Here is a 19,443-nt window from a genome sequence, read left to right as displayed (position 1 = left end):
ACCGGCGACTCGCCGGAATACCCGGCCGGATGAACCGGCCGGGTTCGGAACTCAGAGGAACTTGGTGACCTGTGTGGCCGCCTCGACCGGATGCCCGGCCTGGATCGGGTGACCGAGTGCCTGCACCTTCCAGATACCGTCCTCGCGGTGCACTTTCGCCACCACCATGCCGGTGTGCGGGCCGCCCGAGCTCAGGTTGGACCGGGTGAGCTCGGCACTGTTGGTGCCGTCGATCAAGCGCCAGAAGGCATTGCGCACCCGCTCGAAGGTGTGCCCCGCGTAGGAGGTGATGACGAAGACGATGGCGGTGACATGCGAGCCGACTCGGGTCAGGTCGACCGTGATGACCTCGTCGTCGCCCTTGCCCTCACCGGTGAGGTTGTCGCCGGAGTGCCGGATGGCGCCGTCCTTGGTCACCAGCTGGCCGTAGTACGCGGCGTCCACCAGATCGTGCCCGGCGTACACCAGGGCCGAAGCGTCCAGATCGATCTCGACCGGGCGCGAACCCCACCTGTGCTGCACGTGGACGGGATCCCAGCCCAGCCCCATCTTGACGAAGCTCAGGTCGGCGCCCTGCCGCCGCAGCGCGATGGTGTCGCCGACCCGCAGCACCGGCGCGATGACGGGCGCGGTCGAGCGCGCCGGCTGCGGGGAGGTACTGATCGACACGCCGTGATCGGCGAGCAGTGCCGCGAAGCCGCCGGGATGGCCGAAGCCGACCGCCCGGGCGTACCAGCCGTCGGCGCCGCGATCCAGATCCACCGCCGCCACCGTCGACTCGTTGCCGAGGCCGTCGATCACGTACTCGTACAGCGGGATTCCGCGCTCGTCGGCGATGCCGATGTGCGGGGCGGGATAGTCGCCGAGGCGGCCGTCGCGGTCGTCCAGGCTGACCACGATGCGGATGTGCGCCACCCCCTGCGGTACCGAGGCCAGGCTGACGGCGACGGCGTTCTGCCCGGGCACCAGCTGGATGCCGGGGCCCGCGGGTTGGTTGTAGAAGATCAGGTCGTTGTCGTCGCGGACGGCGCCCCGATCGGTGAGAAGCAGCGCGGCCAGGTCGATACCCGCGCTGAAGTGCACCGTCACGGTGACATCCGCGACGCCCAGTTCACCGGTCTGCCCTTGGGTGAGAAGTGCGGCCACGCTCCCACTTTATGGGAACCATGGGTCACCCGGACGAAACGAAGCGATATCGCTTTTACGCGCGCGAACCTTAGGACATGTCACAGCGTCAGGCCATCCCCCGGTGAATCATTTTATGCCACAACACGAATCGGTCGCATGTTCAGTAAGTTACGAGTACCCTACTCAGCAGTAGCCTGCGGGGCTACCGTCCGGTGGGGGACACGCAGGCACCACTGGACACCAGCAGACTGTCCGTCATCGGGGTCGGGCGCCGACGGGCATGAAAATGTAAGGGACTGTTTTGGTTCAGTCGGATCCACCGGTCGTTCGCCGCGCCACCGAAGCCGACATCGAGGACATGGTCCGGGTGCTCGCCCTGGCCTTCGAGTCCGACGATCCGATCGAGGACTACGTCTTCCCCGATCCCGCGGTCCGCCGTCGGCGCGCGCCCGGCATGCTTCGCGTACTGATCAAACACCGCTACCTGCCCGCAGACGCCGCGCTGGTGGCGGAGGTGGACGACCGAATCGTCGGCGCGTCGCTGTGGATTCCGGACGGCTACCGCAATCCGGCATGGCGGGAAGCCATTTCGGGCCCCCAGCTGCTGTGGGCCATGGGCGTCGGCGCGACCAGGCGCGGCATCGAGGTGGATGCCGCCATCGCCCGCACCGCGCCCGCCGAACCGCACAACTATCTGGTCTATCTGGGCGCGGAACCGCAGGCGCAGCGGGCGGGTGTGGGCCGCGCGCTACTGGCCCGGCTCACCGCCGAATCCGACGCGGACGGCCGCGCGCTGTGCGGAATCTGCAAGGACGAGAACGTCGCCTACTACGAGACGATCAATTTCGAGCAGGTCGGCCGGACCCGAATCGGGAGTAGTGGTCCGGACCTGAACTTCCTGCTGCGCCCGCCGCCGCGCGTCAGCGCCGGCTGACGTCGGCAGCGGACGCCCGGATCGTGGATCACGACCCGGGCGGCTCCGCATTGCCTCGGGGGGATCGCCAGGTTCGTTTTTGTTTTGCCGAGGAGACGTAGTGTCTGACATTGCCATTGTCGGAATCGGGTGCCGCTACGCCGGTGGTATCGATTCACCGGAATCGTTCTGGGACTTCATCATCAACAAGGGCGACGGGGTCGTGGAGATCCCGTCGGATCGGTGGGACTACCGCCGCTTCTACGACCCGGACAAGCGCACGCCGGGACGCATGTACACCAAGCGCGCCGCCTTCATGACCGGCGATCCGTGGGCCTTCGACCCCGAATTCTTCGGTATCTCACCGCGCGAGGCCGCCGCCATGGACCCCCAGCAGCGGCTGGTGCTCGAGGTCGCCTGGGAGGCACTGGACGACGCGGGCATCGCCGGTCGCGTCTCGGGTGCGCCGATCGGCGTCTACGTCGGGGCCTTCACCCTCGACCAGATGGGCACGTCCCTGACCAATGCGACGCTGCCCTGGGTGGACATGCATACCCCGGCGGGCGCGTCGTACACCATGATCTCCAACCGGATCGCGTACGCGCTCAACATGATCGGTCCCGCCCTGACGGTGGACACCGCGTGCTCGTCGTCGCTGGTGGCCTTCCACCTGGCCTGCCAGGCGCTGGAGAACGGCGACTGCACCGTGGCGCTGGCCGGCGGCGTCACCCTGATGCTGCTGCCCGAGACGTTCGTGTCCATGTGCAAGGGCGGCTTCCTGGCCGCCGACGGCCGCAGCAAGCCCTTCGACGCGAGCGCGGACGGCTACGGGCGCGGCGAGGGCTCGGGCATGGTGGTCCTGAAGCGGCTCGAAGACGCCGAGCGCGACGGGGACCGGATCTACGCGGTGGTCAAGGCGACCGGGTCCAATCAGGACGGGCGCACCACCGCCATCACCGTGCCCAATGCCGATCTGCAGGAGGCCCTGGCGAAGTCGGTGACCGAGCGGGCGGGCATCGCGCCGCACGAGGTCACCTACGTGGAGGCGCACGGGACCGGCACGCCGGTCGGCGATCCGCTCGAGCTGCGGGCCATCGGCCGCGCCTACGGACAGGTCGGGGAGCGCACCGGACCGCTCGGCGTGGGCTCGGTGAAGGCGCAGCTCGGGCACACCGAGGCGGCCTCGGGCATCGCCAGCGTCATCAAGTCGGCGCTGGCCATCACCCATCGCACGATCGCCCCGCAGGGCTGGCTCGACGAGCCCAACCCCGACATCCCCTTCGAGGAGCTCGGCCTGGCGCTGCAACTGCAGGCCCAGCCGGTCGCGCCGGAGACGCGAATGACCATCGCGGTCAACGGCTTCGGATACGGCGGCACCAACGCGCACGCCATCCTCCAGGAGTACATCCCGACGGAGGCTCCCGCCCATGTGCCCGGACACCATGGCGTACTGCCGATTTCGGCCCGCAACGACACCGCCGCTCGCGCCCTGGCACGCGGCTTCGCCGAGCTCATCGCGGCGGGCGCCGACCCCGCCCGGCTGGCCGAGGCGGCGTGGACGCGCCGCCATCACCACCCGGTGCGCGCCGGCCTCACCTTCGGTGACGACGCCGAGCTGGTGCGGGCGCTGGTGGACTTCGCCAATGGCGAGGGCCGTACCGCGAAGGTGATCGCCCGCAAGGTGCCCGAGCCGGTCTTCGTCTTCACCGGCATGGGACCGCAGTGGTGGGCCATGGGACGCGAACTGCTCACCGCCGGTGGCGCTTTCGCCGAAGCGGCCGAGCGGATCGACGCCGTGTTCCGGGAGATCTCGGGCTGGTCCATCGTCGAGGAACTGTTGCGGCCCGAGGAGGATTCGCGGGTCACCTCGACCGCGGTCGCCCAGCCCGCCAACTTCCTGATCCAGGTGGCACTGGTCGCGCTGCTCGAGGAGCTCGGCATCCGGCCCGCCGCCGTCGTCGGCCACAGTGTCGGCGAGGTGTCGGCCGCCTATGTCACCGGGATGCTCTCGCTGCGGGACGCGCTGCTGGTCAGCTGTCACCGCGCGCGGTTGCAGGCCACCACGGCCGGTTCGGGCGGCATGCTCGCCATCGGCCTGCCGCCGGCCGCGGCCCTGGCGCTGATCGAGGGCGACGAGCTGGTCAGCATCGCGGCGATCAACAGCCCGAGTGCGGTCACCTTGGCCGGCAATGAGCAGCGGCTCGACGAGATCGCCGAATCCCTCACCGAGCAGGGCGTTTTCGCGCGCCGACTACAGGTCGAGGTGCCCTACCACAGCTATCTGATGGACCCCATCCTCGACGAGCTGCGCACGGCGCTGGCCGATCTGACGCTCGCCGATCCGCGAATTCCCCTGTGGTCCACCGTGACCGGGACCCGCGTCGGCGCGGGCGACTGGGATGCCGAGTACTGGTGCGCCAATGTGCGGCAGCCGGTGCGCTTCGCCGACGCCGTCACCGAGCTGGTGAGCGCGGGCAGCCGGGTGTTTCTGGAGGTCGGTCCGCATCCGGTGCTGGGCGCCAACATTCGCGAAATTCTCATCGGCGCGGGCGAGACCGGCACCACCGTCGCCACCCTCAATCGCAAGCAGGCCGACGACGAGAGCATCCGGCAGACCGTCGCGGGCCTCTACACCGCGGGCGTGCTCGATATCGACGCCCTCTTCGGCTCGGTCGTCACCCCGCACGTGGACCTGCCGCGCTATCCGTGGCAGCGCACCCGGCTGCGCATCGAACTGCCGGGCCTGCAACAGCTCAGGTACGGCACCCCCGGCGGCTACCGCATGCTCGGTGATCCGATGCTCGAGGACCCGACCACGGCCTGGCGCATCCAGCTCAGCGTGGGCGATCTGCCGTGGCTGGCCGACCATGTGGTGGGCGGCTCCCGGATCCTGCCCGGCGCGGCCTATCTGGACGCGGCGCTGAGCGCGGCGGCGCTGCGCACCGAGTCCACCCGGGTGGCCGTCGAGGATGTCCGCTTCCTCGCGCCGCTGGTGGTGGACGAGGGCATGGCGCCGGTGGTGGAGCTGCACGTGGAGGAATCCACGCGTCGGTTCACGATTCGCTCCCGCGAGCCCGCGAGCATCAACTGGACCATCAATGCCACCGGCCGGCTGGTCGAGGGCGTGTACGAGCCGACCAAGGCCGACCTGCCGGTGCTCGAGGAGATGCTCGCCATCGACCCGGACGCCTACTACACCGCCTTCGCCGCACGCGGCCTGGACTACGGCCCGGCTTTCCGCCGCGCCACCGAGCTGCGGGTGTCCGGCAATACCGTGGTCGCCACCCTGGACGGCGCCATCGCCCGTGACAGCGGCCACCTCGCCCACCCTGCTGTCGTCGACGCGGCCGTGCAGTGCTTCGGCGCGGTCCTCGCCGCCGCGCCGAATGCCGAACGGGGCGCGCTGGTTCCGGTCGCGGTGGAAGGGGTGCGGGTGTTCGCGCCCATCCCCGACCAGGTGACCGTGGTGGCGCGGCTGCACAGCGGTGACAATCTGACCTGCGATTACGACCTGCTCGACGCCGAGCGGAACGTGGTGATGCAGATCATCGGGCTGCGTCTGGGGGCCATCAACCCGGATCGCGGTGCGCTGCAACGGCTCACGGACTACTTCTACGAAGACCGCTGGGACATGCGGGAACCCGTGGACACCAGCGCGCTGCCGTCCTCGGAGACGGCGTATACGCTGGCCATCGACCTCGCCGCCGAGGCCGGTTCCCGCGCCGGTTTCATCGCGGGCACGACGGCCCACGGTGAGGTGCTCGCGGTCGGCGATCCGACCCGCAGGGACCTGGAAGCCGTGGTGCGCGAACGACTTCAGCAGATCGTGGCACTGAGCGGCGTCGAGCGCACACACGTCGTTCTGGTGGCGGGTTCGGAATACACCGACCTGGACGCGCTCTGGACGCTGCGCCGGATCGCGGTGACGGTCGAGGGCTTCCTCGAGGACTGGCTGCAGCAGCGCGGCGACGAAATCCCCATGACCGGTGACGGTTCCATCCACGTCTCCCTGGTCACCGAGCGCGCCTTCGCGCACCCGGACGAGGATGCCGCGCCGGACCCCGCCCACGCCGCCCTCGCCGGCGCCCGCCGGGTGCTGCTCAATGAGCAGTCGCGGCTGCGCTGGCGGCTGATCGACGTGGATCCCGAGGTGGCCGAGGCGGATCTGGCCGCTGAGCTCGCCATCGTGGGCGCCTTCACCTACGACCACTCCGACGAGGTGGTGCTGCGCAACGGCCTGCGCTGGGTGACGGTGGTCGCGGCCACCCTGCCCGACCGGCTGGAAGCCCTGGACCGGGCCGAACCGCTCACCGATCCGGAGGCGAATTTCCGTCTGGAGCTGCCGAAGTCGCGGGTGCTGTCCCGGATGGCGTGGCGGCGCTGCGACCGGCGCGCCCCGGGACCGACCGAGGTCGAGGTGCGGATCCTGGCCATCGGCCTGGGCTACAAGGACCCGCTCAAGGTCATCGGCGTACTCGGCGAGCGCGAGATGGCGGGCACCTTCTACGGCACCGAACCCGGGATGGAGGCCGACGCCGTCGTCGTCCGCGTCGGTGCGGACGTCGACAATGTGGCTGTCGGCGATCGGGTGTTCCTGACCTCCAAGGCCATGATCTCCCGCTTCCACACCACCGACGCGGACCTGATCACCCGGGTCGCCGACAGCTCCGAGGTCGGCCAGTGCACGAGCACCGTGGCGTTCGCCACCGCCGAGCACTCGCTGCTGGAACTGGCGCGGGTGCGGGCCGGCGATGTGGTGCTGGTGCACGGCGCGGCGGGCGGCGTCGGCTCGGCGGCGGTGCAGATCGCGAAACTGCACGGGGCCACCGTGATCGGCACCGCGGGCAGTGACGAGCGCCGGGCCTACGTCCTGTCGCAGGGCGCGGACCACGCGCTGGACTCTCGCTCGCTCAACTTCGCCGACGACGTCCTCGGCCTCACCGACGGCCGGGGCGTGGATGTGGTGATCAGCACCGCGCCCGGAGAGATCCTGCGCCGGAACTTCAAGGCGGTAGCCGAGTTCGGGCGCATCGTGGAGATCGGCAAGGCCGACATCTACACCGGCGGCGTGCTCGACCTGGGGTACTTCGACAAGAACCTCTCCTACCACTCCTTCGACCTGGACCGCATGCTCGCGTTCAAGCGCAGGCCCACCGGAGAACTCGTGCAGGGCGTGCACGAGAAGCTGGCGGCCGGGATCTATCGGTACCTGCCCTACGAGCTGTACGACACCGCCGACGTGGCCAAGGCCTTCGAGGACGTGGCCCGGTCGGCGCACTTCGGCCGCATCGCGGTGAGCCTGGAATCCGCAGCGCCGCAGGTGCGCCCGATGATTCCGGCGGTCACCGTGGATCCGGCGGCGCAGTACCTGATCACCGGCGGCTTCGGAGCCTTCGGCCTGGCCATGGGCCGCTGGCTGGTCGGGCTGGGCGCCCGGCGGCTCACCCTGCTCGGGCGCGGCGGCCCGCGGACCGAGGCCGCCCGCACCCAGCTCGCACTCTGGCAGGAACAGGGCGTCGAGGTGGTCGAGGAGCGGGTGGATGTCACCGACGCCTACGCGATGACCGCGGTGATCGCGCGGGCGCACACCGCCGAACACCCGCTGCGCGGCGTCTTCCACACCGCGGGCAGCCTCGACGACAAGCGCGTACCCGATATGAGCCGGGACAGCCTCGCCACCGTGTACCGGCCCAAGGCCGAGGGCGTGATCGCGTTGCGACGCGGCATCGAGGCCGCCGGGGCCGAGCTCGACATGTTCGTGCTGTTCTCTTCCGGCAGCGCCATTTTCGGCAGCATCGGCCAATACGCCTACACCGCGGCCAATCTCGCGCTCGATGCCACCGCGGACGTGGTGGCGCGGCAGGGCGGCACCGCGCTGTCGGTCGGCTGGGGCCACATGTCCGGCGGCGGGATGGCCGAGGACGAGTACGTGTCCCGCTACCTGCGCACCGCCGGATTCGATCCGATCAGCATGGAGGAGGGCGCCGAATACCTGGAGAAGGCACTGGAACTCGGCATCCACCACCAGGCGTCCATCATTCCCATCGACTGGTCGCGGGTCGCCGCCACGGTGTCCTGGTACGCCATGACCGGGCGCACCGCCGAGCGCGTCGCCGCCGCGGTCGAGGACAATTCGGCCGCGTCGCATCTGGTGGCGGCGCTGCGCGAGCTCGACGAGCAGAAACGCGCCGACGTGGTGGCGCACATGCTGGCCGAACAGCTGGCGGTGGTCATGGGCGTCGACGCCGACTCCATCGATCTGACGGTGCCGGTGCCGGAACTGGGCCTGGACTCGCTGATGGCGGTGGAATTCGGTGCGCTGGTGAGCAAGACGCTCGGCGTGGACCTGATGTCCATGAAGGTCGGCCGGTCCTTCACCCTCCAGCAGGCCGGCGCTCGCGCGGCCGAACTCCTGGTCGGCGGCGACGCGGCCGTGACCGGCCAGGCGGTGCCGGCATGACCGAGTCGGCACGCGATCTGGCCCGGAAACTCCTGGCGGGCAGTGGGATCAAGGAGACGACGGGCACGGGTACCGCAGCAGCGCACCCGGTGTCCACCGGGATCGCACCACTGGGCCGGACCGCGGCCGCGCGCACCCCGCGCGGTCCCGGCCGTCAGTTCGCCGATCACCCCGACGTCGCCGCGGCCGTGGTGAAGCGGGCAGCCATCGATGCCCTCTACGGTCAGTCGGGGATGCCGAATCCGGTGTTCCTGCCGCGAACCAGCCCGAACGACACCGTGATCCGGGCCCTGGACACCGACCTGGTGAACTTCAGCGCCTACAACTACCTGGGGTTGTCCAGCCACCCCCGGGTGGTGCGGGCCGCCAAGGACGCGCTCGACCAGTACGGCGCGTCCGCGTCGGCCAGCCGGATCGTCTCCGGCGAGATCCCGCTCTACGGCGAACTCGAACAGCGGCTGGCCGGGATCTACGACGTGGGCGACGCCATGGTGACCACCAGCGGCTATCTCACCAATGCCGGGGTGATCGGCTTCCTGCTGCGCGAGGGCGATGTGGCCTTCTGCGACAGCCTGATTCACGGCAGCGTGGTGTCGGGCACACAGTGGGCGGGTTGCCGCCGGATCAATTTCCGGCACAATGACCCGGACTCGCTGCGGTCGGTGCTGAAGATGTCACGCTCCGGGTTCGACCGGGCGCTGGTGGTCATCGAGGGCCACTACTCCATGGACGGCACCGTCGGCCGCGTTGCCGAACTGGCCGCCGTCGCACGCGAATTCGACTGTGCGGTCATGGTGGACGAGGCGCATTCGCTCGGTGTCTTCGGACCCACCGGGCACGGCATTCGCGAGCACTACGGCATGGCCGGCGCGGATGTGGACATCTGGATGGGCACCCTGTCCAAGGCTCTGGGCAGCGTCGGCGGGTTCATCGCCGCCGACGCCGATCTCATCGGGGCGATGAAGTCGAGCGCACCCGGCGTGGCCATGCTGACCGGCGGGCCCGTGCCCTCGGGGATCGCCGCGGCCCTGGCCGGGCTGGAGGTGCTGGAGGCCGAGCCGGAGCGGGTCACCCGGCTGTGGGAGAACGCGCGCCTGTTCGATACCGCGTTGCGGGAGCGGGAGCTGAATCTCGGTGACTCCCAGAGCACCCCGATCCTGCCGGTGATCGTGCCGGGCGAGATCCGGGCCGGATTCGTCTCGGCCCACCTGCTCCAGCACGGCGTGTACGCCGGGGCCATTTCGGCCCCGGCGGTCCCGGTGGGCAAGGAGCGGCTCCGCTTCTTCATCACCTCGGAACACACTCGGCAGCAACTGCTCTCGACGGCTGATCTGCTCGCCGAGGCGATTGCCATGTCCGGTCAGCTGCCCGCCGACATGACGGGCTGACGCACCCCCGCGCGCTGTGGGCGGAGTGCGAACGCCGCCCACAGCAGCAGGCCCAATATGGTTGCGAAGACGCCGATCTCGCACACCAGCGCCCAGCCGCCCGCCTCGTAGGCCACCCCGGCGGTCACCGAACCGGCCACACCGCCCAGGAAGTAGGTGACCATGTACGCGGTCGTCAGGCGGCTGCGCGCGGCCGGATCGAGGGTGTAGATGGCGCTCTGATTGGTCAGATGCGCGCCCTGGATGCCGAAGTCGAAGATCACCAGCGCGGCGATCAACGCGACCACGCTGTGCGCGCCCCAGGCCATCAGCGCCCAGCTCGCCAGCAGCACCAGCCAGGTCAGCGTGGTGACGCGGCGCAGGTGCCCGCGATCGGCCATCCGCCCGACCACCGGCGCACCCAGCGCCCCCACCACGCCCGCCAGGCCGAACAGGCCGATGGTGAATTCGCCGTAGTGGTAATCACTTCCGTGCGACCCGGACAGCAGGAAGGCGATGGCCGTCCACACCGCCGAGAAGCAGGCCATGAGGATGAAGCCCAGCAGCATGCGCTGCCGCAGCAGCGCGTGCCGGCGGATCAGACGCAGGATCGAGGCCAGCACCTGCGGGTAGCTCTCGCCCGTGGCCGCCCGCGGCGTGGCGGGTGCGAGCAGGTAGACGCTCACCGCCATCACCACCTGCAGTCCGGCCGCCACCAGCAGCACCGCCCGCCAGCCGCCCAGCTGCGCCACCGCACCGGACAGCACCCGCGACAACAGGATTCCCAGCAGCAGTCCGCTCATCACCGTGCCGACCACCTGCCCGCGCCGGGCCGGATCGGCCAGCGCCGAGGCCCAGGGCACCACCACCTGCGCGGCCGAGGCCGCGACACCGGTGGCCACCACCCCCGCGAACAGCACCGCGAAATTGGGCGCGAAGGCCGAAACCAGCAGGGCCGCAACCGAGGCCAGCAGCAGCACCGGGACCATGCGGTGGCGGCGCAGGAAGTCACCCAGCGGCACCAGCAGGGCCAGGCCGCACAGATAGCCGATCTGCGCGGCGCTGACCAGCAGGGCCGCGGTCGCGGTGGAGATGCTCAGATCCCCGGCGACCTGGTGCAGCAGGGGTTGCAGATAGTAGTTGCCGGCCGCGGAGGAGCCCGCGGTCACCGCGAACACCAGCACGGTCGTCCGGGTCAGCGCCGCGCCGGGCGCTGTCGCGGTCTCGGGCGCGGGCCGGGCGGGGGCCACGGTCATCGAATCAGTCACCAGTCCATGGTGGGTACGCCGAGCGATCAACAAAAGCGATGGTTTTCGATACTGCCATCTTTGAAATAGATGGCATCGGTACGCTCCGAGCATGGAGTTGCGTCAGATCGAATGCTTCCTCGCCTGTTGCGACCATCGGTCCTTCACCGCCGCGGCCCGCGCCCTCAACCTGGTCCAATCGGCGGTCTCCACCAGCGTCGGCAAGCTCGAACACGAACTCGGGGTGCGTCTGTTCGACCGCACGCCGCGCACCCTGGAGCTCACCGAGGCGGGCCGGGCAATGGTCGCTCCCGCCCGGATACTGCTGCGCGCCCGGCGCGACATCGTGGACGCCATCGGCGCCGCCCGCGGCGAGATCCGCGGCGAGGTCGTCATCGGCAACCTCATGAACATCCACAATTTCGACCTGGCGGGCATCATCGCCGAACTGCACCAGCGGTTCCCGGCGGTGACGCTGCAGATGCGGCAGAGCATATCCGGCATGGCGGGCAATGTGGCCGGGCTGCGCGACAATTCGCTCGAACTGGCACTGCTCGCGGGCATGAGCAGCGAATTTCCGGGCATCACCACGCATCTCATCGCCGAGGAGACCCTGGTGCTGTGCACCGGGCCGGACCATCCGCTGGCCGGGCGTCCTTTTCGGGCCGCCGACCTGGACGGCGTGCGCTACATCGACTTTCCGCCGGGCTGGGGCATCCGGACCATCGCCGATGAGCTCTTTCCGGACCGCGTTCCCGTGATCGAGGTGGCCGACCAGGCCTTCGCACTCGAGTTGGCTGCCAAGGACTTCGGGGTGGCCCTCATCCCGAAGTCCGTCGCGCTGCTCTCGCCCAGTGTGCCCTACTCCGACTTCGCACCCCGGCCGCTGCCCTGGAAGCTGTGCGTCGGCCACGCCGCCGCGCGCACGCCGTCCAATGCTGCCCGCACCGTGATCGAGGCCCTCACCGCGGACAGCAGGCTCAGGAACCGGCGATCGCGGGCGGGCCGGTGACGGTCAGCGGCGGGATCGAGCCGGTGTAGCGCTCGATCTCCACCAGGGACAGCTGACCGGTGCAGCCCTGGCTCAGGCGCGAGCTGCCGCGATCGTTGGTCACCGCGTTCGGGTTTCCGTGCCGGCAGAAGGTCGGATCGGCGGGGTCGGGGTCGTACCAGGCTCCCGTCGACAGCTGCGCGACGCCGGGCCGGACCGCGTCACTGACGTCCAGTCCGGCCAGGCAGCTGCCGCGGTCATTGAAGATCCGGACGATGTCACCCGGGGCGAGGCCGCGGGCGGCGGCATCGTCCGGATGCAGCCGGACCGGTTCGCGGCCCGAGATTTTCGTGGACTGGCTGTACGCGCCGATATCCAGCTGGCTGTGCAGCTTGGTCCGGGGCTGATTGGCCACCAGCTGGAGCGGGAACCGCGCCGCCAGCGGACTGCCCAGCCATTCGTCGGGCTCGAGCCAGACCGGGTGCCCCGGGCAATCGTCGTACCCGAAGCCCGCGATGGTCTCGGAGAAGATCTCGATCCGGCCGCTCGGGGTGCGCAGCGGATGCGCGGCCGGGTCGGCCCGGAAATCCGCGAATGCGATGTGCTCCTCGGCCGAGAGGGGCAGCTCGAGCGATTCGCCCGCCCAGAACGTGTCGTAGTCCGGCACGTCGTGGCCGTGGCCGGCCAGCCGCTCCCGCCACTCGTCGTAGAGGTGGCGCAGCCACTCCCGGGTCGCCCGGCCCTCCGTGAATTCCTTTCCCACGCCCAGCCTTTCGGCCAGCTCGCCGAACATCCAGTAGTCGTCGCGGGCCTCGCCGTGCGGGCGGGTCAGGGCGGGCATCGGGAAGAGGAAGCGGTCGCCCTCGCCGGAACCGTAGTCGTCGCGTTCGATCGTCATGGTCGAGGGCAGCACGATATCGGCGTGCCGGGCCGTGGCCGACCAGAACGGATCGTGCACCACCACGGTGTCCGGGCGGCCGAACGCGGTGCGCAGCCGGGCCAGATTCTGGTGGTGATGGAAGGGATTGCCGCCCGCCCAATAAACCAGCCGGATATTCGGGTACGTGCGGTGCTCGCCGTTGTACTCGTAAGGCGCGCCGGGGTTCAGCAGCATGTCCGCGATCCGCGCGACCGGAATGAAGTCGTCGACGCCATTGACGCCCTGCGGCAGGCGCGGCGGCGACGTGAGTCGCACGGCCAGGCCGACATTCGCGGCCGAACCATAGCCGTGCCCGAATCCGCCACCGGGCAGACCGATCTGGCCGAGCATGGCGGCGAGGACCACGCCGAGCCACAGCGGCTGCTCGCCGTATCGGGCGCGTTGCAGGGACCAGCTCACGGTGACCAGCGTGCGCGTACCCGCCATTTCCCGGGCCAGCGTCCGAATCCGTTCCGCGGCAATGCCGGTGAGTGGCTCCGCCCACTCCGGGTCCTTCACGACACCGTCGACCGCACCGCGCAGGTAGTCGGCGAAGCGCTCGTGGCCGACGGTGTAATGGTCGAGGAAAGCATTGTCCGCCAAGCCTTCCGCGTCCAGCACCTGGGCGAGCGCGAGCATCAGTGCGGTGTCGCTGCCGGGCCGGGCGGCGATCCACTCGGCCTGCGCCTCGCCGGGAATGTCATCACGCAGCGGAGAGACGGTGACGAACCGGCAGCCGTTCTCCCGTGCCGTCTCGATCCAGCCGCGGCCATTGTGCCGGGAGACTCCGCCCGGGGCCACCGCGGCGTTCTTCGGCGACAGCCCGCCGAACGAGACCACCAGCTTCGAGTGTTCGGCCAGCACCGATTTCGTCGTGGCATGCGACATGATCGTGCCCATGTCGGCGAGGATGTGCGGCAGTAGCACGGTCGACGCGCCCAGGCTGTAACTGTTGCGGTGTGAGACGTAACCGCCGAGGCAGTTCAGGAAGCGGTGAATCTGGCTCTGCGCGTGATGGAATCGCCCGGCGCTGCCCCAGCCGTAGGAACCCCCGTACACCGCCGATGGACCGAATTCGCTGTACACCCTGGACAATTCGCCGGACAGCAGATCCAGCGCGGTCTCCCACGACACCGGCACGAATTCGTCCGCACCGCGGTCGGCTGGTCCGGGACCGTTGTCCAGCCAGCCCTTTCGCACATGGGGCCGCGAGATGCGCGCCGGATGATGCTGCGCCGAGGCCACATTCTCGATCAACGGACTGGGCTCCGGATCATCGCGCCAGGGTCGCACCGTGGTGAGCCGGTCTCCGTCGCTGCTCGCCTCGAAAACGCCCCAGTGGGTGAGATGCGTCGCCATTCGACCAACATACGCCCGGCCGGGGACGCTCCGGGTTGCGCATTCAGTAACCGCGAGTACGCTCATTTTTGAGTCCACTCAGTTCTGAAGGCAGGGTTGGAGGTGCCCAATGGCCGTTCAGGCACGATCGGCACACGTCGGCCGACGGCAGCGGAAGATGCACGACAAGCAGTCGCGAATCTACGATGCCGCCGCCGCATTGTTTGCTGAAAGCGGCTTCGACCGGGTGACCACGCAACAGATCTCCGATCGCGCGGATATCGCCGCCGGGACGCTGTTCCGGTACGCCGCCACCAAGGGCGAACTGCTGCTCATGGTCTACAACGCGGAACTGCGGGCCGCGCTGGACGACGGCGCCGCCGCGGCCCGGGCACAGACCGACCCGGTGGAGGCGGTGTCGGCCATGCTGGATCCGCTGCTGCGCGCGGCCGAGCAGCGGCCGGAGAACACCATCGCCTATCAGCGTGAACTGCTGTTCGGCTCACCGACCGACAAGTACCGCTCCGAGGGCCTGGCACTGGTGGCCCGGCTGGAGTCCATGATCGCCGAGCGGCTGCTCGAAAACACCTCGGCGCGTTGGGAAGAGCAGGCCAGGCTGGCGGGGCGCAGCATCTTCGCGGTCCTGCACCTGGCGCTGGTGCAACCGTCCACCGGGGCGCATCCCGGCCACGACGCCATGGCGGATCTGCGGGCGCAGATCGCACAGATAATCACTGGATTCTTCACATCCCTAGGGAGGCAATGACAATGAGCATCGAGATCCGCAAGGTCACCGTGCTCGGCACCGGGGTTCTCGGTTCCCAGATCGCGTTCCAGACCGCGTTCCGCGGATTCGACGTCACCGCGTACGACATCACCGACGAGGTGCTGACCGCCGCACGCGGCCGCTTCGACAAGCTGGCCGCCACCTACCGCGAGCAGGTGCCGGGCGCGGGCGACGGCAAGGCCGAGACGACCGCGGCGGGCATCGCGCTGAGCTCCGATCTGGCCGCGGCGGTCGCCGACGCCGACCTGGTGATCGAGGCGATCCCCGAGGTGCTCGCCATCAAGCAGGACACCTACGAGAAGCTGGGCAAGCTCGCGCCCGAGCGCACCATCTTCGCCACCAACTCCTCCACGCTGCTGCCCAGCGCCATGAAGGACTTCACCGGGCGCCCGGACCGGTTCCTGGCGCTGCACTTCGCGAATCAGGTGTGGCACTTCAACACCGCCGAGATCATGGGCACCGCCGACACCGATCCGGCTGTCTTCCAGGCCGTCGTGGACTTCGCCACCGCCATCGGCATGGTGCCCATCGAGCTGCACAAGGAGAAGGCCGGCTACGTCCTGAACTCGCTGCTGGTGCCGCTGCTGAACGCGGCCATGAACCTGGCCGAAGGCGGCTACGCCGAGCCCGAGGCGGTGGACAAGACCTGGCGCATCGGCACCGGCGCGCCGGCGGGACCCTTCCAGATCCTCGACATCATCGGCCTGACCACGCCCTACAACATCATGGCCCACGGCGACGAGGACGCCCAGCGAATCGCCAAGTGGCTCAAGGAGAACTACATCGACCAGGGCAAGCTCGGCATCGCCACCGGGGAGGGGTTCTACAAGTACACGGCGTGATTCGAGAAGGGGGTTTCGTGGGCGTCGGCCCCTGAGAGCCTCCGCGAGTTGGGTTTCCTTCCAGACCAATCTCTTGGACAGGAGTTCTTATGTTCTACAGCAGTGGCAATTACGAAGCCTTCGCGCGGCCACGCAAGCCGGCGGGCGTCGAGGGCAAGACGGCCTGGTTCGTGGGGTCGGGCCTGGCCTCGCTCTCCGGGGCGGCCTTCCTCATCCGTGATGGCCAGATGCCTGGTAGCAAGATCACCATTCTGGAAGAGCTGAAGTTGCCGGGCGGCGCACTCGACGGCATCCGGGAACCCGAGAAGGGCTTCGTCATTCGCGGGGGCCGCGAGATGGAGAACCACTTCGAATGCCTCTGGGACCTCTTCCGGACCATCCCGTCCATGGAGGTCGAGGACGCGAGCGTGCTCGACGAGTTCTACTGGCTCAACAAGGACGACCCGAACTTCTCTCTCGAGCGCGCCACCGTCAACCGGGGTCAGAGCGCCCAGACCAAGAACCTCTTCACGCTGAACGACAAGGCGCAGCAGGACATCACCAGGATCTTCCTCGCCACCCGTGAGGAGATGGAGGGCAAGCGCATCGACGAGGTGTTCTCGAAGGACTTCTTCGAGAGCAACTTCTGGATGTACTGGCGCACCATGTTCGCCTTCGAGGAGTGGCACAGCGCGCTCGAGATGAAGCTGTACCTACAGCGGTTCATCCACCACATCGGCGGCCTGCCGGACTTCTCGGCCCTGAAGTTCACCAAGTACAACCAGTACGAGTCACTGGTGCTGCCGCTCTACCGCTGGCTGTTGGACCAGGGCGTCACCTTCAAGTTCGACACCACCGTCACCGACGTCGACTTCGACCTCACCGCGGATCGCAAGCAGGCCACCAGGATCCACTGGATCTCGGACGGCATCGAGGGCGGCGTCGACCTGGGGCCGGACGATCTGCTGCTGATGACCATCGGCTCGCTCACCGAGAACTCCGACGAGGGCGACCACCACACGCCCGCCAAGGTCGACGAGGGCCCGGCCCCGGCGTGGGATCTGTGGCGCCGAATCGCCGCCAAGGACAAGGCCTTCGGCCATCCGGACGTGTTCGGTTCGCACATTCCCGAGACCAAGTGGGAGTCGGCCACCGTCACCACGTTGGATCAGCGCATCCCCGAATACATTCAGAAGATCTGCAAGCGGGATCCCTTCAGCGGCAAGGTCGTCACCGGGGGCATCGTCACCGTGAAGGACTCCAGCTGGCTGATGAGCTGGACGGTCAACCGGCAGCCGCACTTCAAGCAGCAGCCCGAGGACCAGATCGTGGTCTGGGTGTACTCGCTGTTCGTCGACAAGCCCGGCGACTACGTGAAGAAGACCATGCAGGAGTGCACCGGCGAGGAGATCACCCAGGAGTGGCTGTACCACCTGGGCGTTCCCGAAGCGGACATCCCCGAGCTGGCCGCGAGCGGCGCCAAGTGCGTGCCGGTCATGATGCCCTACGTGACCGCCTTCTTCATGCCCCGCAAGGCGGGTGACCGCCCGGACGTGGTCCCGGAGGGTTCGGTCAACTTCGCCTTCATCGGCCAGTTCGCGGAGACCAGCCGCGACTGCATCTTCACCACCGAGTACTCGGTGCGCACCGGTATGGAGGCGGCGTACCAGCTGCTCGATATCGAACGCGGCGTCCCGGAGGTCTTCAACTCCACCTACGACGTCCGCACCCTGCTGGCCGCCATGAGCCGCCTCCGCGACGGCGATCCCATCGACCTCCCGGGCCCGGACCTGCTCTGGCGCGCGCTGGCGAAGCGCCTCGGCAACAACGAGATCGGCGAACTGCTCACCCAGTACGGTCTCATCGAGAAGTAGGGGGTACGGATTCGGTCCGACGTGCCACCACGGCCCGGTTCCCTGGGGACCGGGCCGTTGTCGTCAGTCCGGGCAGTCGTGCCACTCGCGCGCGGCCGCGAGCAGGCGAGCACGCACCCGGTCCACGTGCGGGCGGACGGGACCGCCCACCCGGCGGGCCAGGAAGACGGTATTGATCGGCACATCCTGCGGGTCCCAGAGCTTTTCGATGGCGCCCGAGGCCAATTCGCGGGTGCACAGGTAGCTCGGGAGCACCGAGACGCCCGCGCCCGCCACCACGGCGGCGAGGACGGCGCGCAGGTCCGGGACCACCAGGCCGGGGTCGGCTTCCAACCGGGTGTCGAAGACGTGCCGCCAGTAGCGGCGGACGATCGGCAGGTCCGGGGCGTAGGTCACCAGGGGCGCTGCGCCGAAGTCATTGGCGCGCAGGCGTTCCAGATCCGTGCGGGCGGCCACCTCGGGCGCGGCCACCAGGACGAACTCCTCATCGGCGAGCGTCTCCGCGAGGACGGTCCGGCCCCGCGGGCGAATGGTCGAGACGACCAGGTCGAGTTTTCCGAGTCGCAGATCCGCGAGCAGGTCGTCGGCCAGGCCGGTGCTCACCGCGAGCCGGACGCCGTCCGCGACCAGCGGTGCGAGTGCGGGCAGGACCAGCGTGGCCAGCAATTCGGCCGGGCCGCCGAGCAGGACCGGCGGTTCCACGGCTGCGACGCCTTCATCGGAGCCGTCGCCGATCACCGACTCCAGGGCGTCCAGCGGCGCGGCCACCCGCGCGGCCAGATCGTGGGCGGCCGCGGTCGGGGCGACACCGCGCGGCAGCCGCTCGAACAGTGGCCGTCCCACCCGGCGTTCCAGCGCCTGCAGCTGGGTGGTCACCGTCGGCTGCGAGAGGCCGACCTGACCCGCGGCGGCGGTGATCGACCCGGCGCGGTAGACGGCCAGGAAGGTCCGCAGCTGCGTCAGGTCCATGGAGCCATCGGCCTGCCTATGTCGCACCCGGAGAGTCTATTGACCCGGTGATGCGCGGCCACCGCGAGCGTGGGTCGAACAGCTTCCCAATAGTCAATTTCTTGAGTATCGACAACCTGGACATACGAGTGCGCTGCAACTACTGTTCGAATGTAGTAGGCAATGATTTGACTATAGGAAACGAGGGAATCATGCACCCCTTCCGTAAGGCCGTCGAGGCCCGTGACGAGGCGGCCATGGAGGCCCTGCTCGCCGACAACGTGGTGTTCACCAGCCCGGTCGCCTTCAAGCCCTACCCGGGCAAGGCCATCACCGCGGCCATCCTGCGCGGTGTCATGCGGGTGTTCGAGGACTTCCGCTACATCAAGGAGATCGGCGCGGCGGACAGCAGTGATCACGCGCTGGTCTTCGAGACCACGGTCGCGGGCAAGCGCATCACCGGATGCGACTTCCTGCACTTCGACGCCGACGGCCGGATCGACGAGTTCATGGTGATGGTGCGTCCGCTCTCCGGCGCGCAGGCGCTCGCCGAGGCGATGGCCGCGCAGTTCGAGCGGATCCAGGCCGAGGCTGTCGCGCAAATCGAACGGGAGACAGCAGCGGCCGAACGCCAAGCGGCGGGCTCGTGA

General features: G+C 69.0%; 12 protein-coding genes. 8 read left to right on the top strand and 4 right to left on the bottom strand.

The window, feature by feature from the left end:
- Window positions 1–51 precede the first annotated feature (51 nt).
- Window positions 52–1,146, bottom strand: coding sequence for a TerD family protein (locus ACQP1O_RS06675; RefSeq protein WP_433564991.1), 1,095 nt, complete (start codon window positions 1,144–1,146; stop codon window positions 52–54).
- Between the two features lie 283 nt (window positions 1,147–1,429).
- Here ACQP1O_RS06675 and ACQP1O_RS06670 point away from each other — a divergent pair, with 283 nt between their 5' ends.
- From ACQP1O_RS06670 to ACQP1O_RS06660, 3 genes are all read left to right on the top strand, one after another.
- Complete coding sequence (locus tag ACQP1O_RS06670; protein ID WP_433564990.1) at window positions 1,430–2,062, top strand: N-acetyltransferase family protein; 633 nt, start codon at window positions 1,430–1,432, stop codon at window positions 2,060–2,062.
- Between the two features lie 100 nt (window positions 2,063–2,162).
- Window positions 2,163–8,501, top strand: coding sequence for a type I polyketide synthase (locus ACQP1O_RS06665; protein WP_433564989.1), 6,339 nt, complete (start codon window positions 2,163–2,165; stop codon window positions 8,499–8,501).
- Window positions 8,498–9,889 carry an aminotransferase class I/II-fold pyridoxal phosphate-dependent enzyme gene (locus tag ACQP1O_RS06660; RefSeq protein ID WP_433564988.1) on the top strand — a complete coding sequence of 464 codons (1,392 nt, stop codon included), beginning with the start codon at window positions 8,498–8,500 and terminating at the stop codon, window positions 9,887–9,889. The genes ACQP1O_RS06665 and ACQP1O_RS06660 overlap by 4 nt, the downstream gene beginning before the upstream one ends.
- Here the strand turns inward: ACQP1O_RS06660 and ACQP1O_RS06655 are convergent.
- Window positions 9,862–11,124, bottom strand: coding sequence for an MFS transporter (locus ACQP1O_RS06655; protein WP_433567599.1), 1,263 nt, complete (start codon window positions 11,122–11,124; stop codon window positions 9,862–9,864). The genes ACQP1O_RS06660 and ACQP1O_RS06655 overlap by 28 nt on opposite strands.
- A gap of 103 nt (window positions 11,125–11,227) precedes the next feature.
- Between ACQP1O_RS06655 and ACQP1O_RS06650 the strand changes: the two genes are divergently transcribed.
- Window positions 11,228–12,127 carry a LysR family transcriptional regulator gene (locus tag ACQP1O_RS06650; RefSeq protein WP_433564987.1) on the top strand — a complete coding sequence of 300 codons (900 nt, stop codon included), beginning with the start codon at window positions 11,228–11,230 and terminating at the stop codon, window positions 12,125–12,127.
- Here ACQP1O_RS06650 and ACQP1O_RS06645 read toward each other — a convergent pair.
- Window positions 12,096–14,384 (bottom strand): molybdopterin-dependent oxidoreductase, encoded by a 2,289-nt coding sequence (locus tag ACQP1O_RS06645; RefSeq protein WP_433564986.1) that lies wholly within the window; start codon window positions 14,382–14,384, stop codon window positions 12,096–12,098. The genes ACQP1O_RS06650 and ACQP1O_RS06645 overlap by 32 nt on opposite strands.
- A gap of 157 nt (window positions 14,385–14,541) precedes the next feature.
- Here ACQP1O_RS06645 and ACQP1O_RS06640 point away from each other — a divergent pair, with 157 nt between their 5' ends.
- The 3 genes from ACQP1O_RS06640 to ACQP1O_RS06630 all read left to right on the top strand — a co-directional run bounded on the left by ACQP1O_RS06640 (window position 14,542) and on the right by ACQP1O_RS06630 (window position 17,845).
- Window positions 14,542–15,129 (top strand): TetR/AcrR family transcriptional regulator, encoded by a 588-nt coding sequence (locus tag ACQP1O_RS06640; protein WP_433564985.1) that lies wholly within the window; start codon window positions 14,542–14,544, stop codon window positions 15,127–15,129.
- A gap of 2 nt (window positions 15,130–15,131) precedes the next feature.
- Entirely contained in the window at window positions 15,132–15,992 is an 861-nt protein-coding gene (locus ACQP1O_RS06635) for a 3-hydroxyacyl-CoA dehydrogenase (protein ID WP_433564984.1), read from the top strand.
- An 89-nt stretch (window positions 15,993–16,081) separates the two neighbouring features.
- A complete protein-coding gene (locus ACQP1O_RS06630; protein ID WP_433564983.1) occupies window positions 16,082–17,845 on the top strand; it encodes an oleate hydratase in 1,764 nt (587 codons plus the stop codon).
- 63 nt (window positions 17,846–17,908) lie between these two features.
- Here the strand turns inward: ACQP1O_RS06630 and ACQP1O_RS06625 are convergent, their stop codons facing one another.
- Complete coding sequence (locus ACQP1O_RS06625) at window positions 17,909–18,841, bottom strand: LysR family transcriptional regulator (protein ID WP_433564982.1); 933 nt, start codon at window positions 18,839–18,841, stop codon at window positions 17,909–17,911.
- A 164-nt stretch (window positions 18,842–19,005) separates the two neighbouring features.
- On the opposite strand from ACQP1O_RS06625, the gene ACQP1O_RS06620 reads away from it, so the two are divergent.
- Window positions 19,006–19,443: a nuclear transport factor 2 family protein gene (locus ACQP1O_RS06620; protein ID WP_433564981.1), complete on the top strand. Its 438-nt coding sequence runs from the start codon at window positions 19,006–19,008 to the stop codon at window positions 19,441–19,443.

Origin of the sequence: Nocardia sp. CA-151230, assembly GCF_050942175.1 — a bacterium.
Lineage (GTDB): Bacteria > Actinomycetota > Actinomycetes > Mycobacteriales > Mycobacteriaceae > Nocardia.
Note: the sequence above shows the minus strand (reverse complement) of the source record. Positions and strands in the feature narration are given on the sequence as shown.

Coding starts and splice junctions, on each gene's coding strand:
- ACQP1O_RS06660 (WP_433564988.1), top strand. CDS start 8,498: ATGACCGAGTCGGCACGCGATCTGGCCCGGAAACTCCTGGCGGGCAGT.
- ACQP1O_RS06655 (WP_433567599.1), bottom strand. CDS start 11,124: ATGACCGTGGCCCCCGCCCGGCCCGCGCCCGAGACCGCGACAGCGCCC.
- ACQP1O_RS06650 (WP_433564987.1), top strand. CDS start 11,228: ATGGAGTTGCGTCAGATCGAATGCTTCCTCGCCTGTTGCGACCATCGG.
- ACQP1O_RS06645 (WP_433564986.1), bottom strand. CDS start 14,384: ATGGCGACGCATCTCACCCACTGGGGCGTTTTCGAGGCGAGCAGCGAC.
- ACQP1O_RS06640 (WP_433564985.1), top strand. CDS start 14,542: ATGCACGACAAGCAGTCGCGAATCTACGATGCCGCCGCCGCATTGTTT.
- ACQP1O_RS06635 (WP_433564984.1), top strand. CDS start 15,132: ATGAGCATCGAGATCCGCAAGGTCACCGTGCTCGGCACCGGGGTTCTC.
- ACQP1O_RS06630 (WP_433564983.1), top strand. CDS start 16,082: ATGTTCTACAGCAGTGGCAATTACGAAGCCTTCGCGCGGCCACGCAAG.
- ACQP1O_RS06620 (WP_433564981.1), top strand. CDS start 19,006: ATGCACCCCTTCCGTAAGGCCGTCGAGGCCCGTGACGAGGCGGCCATG.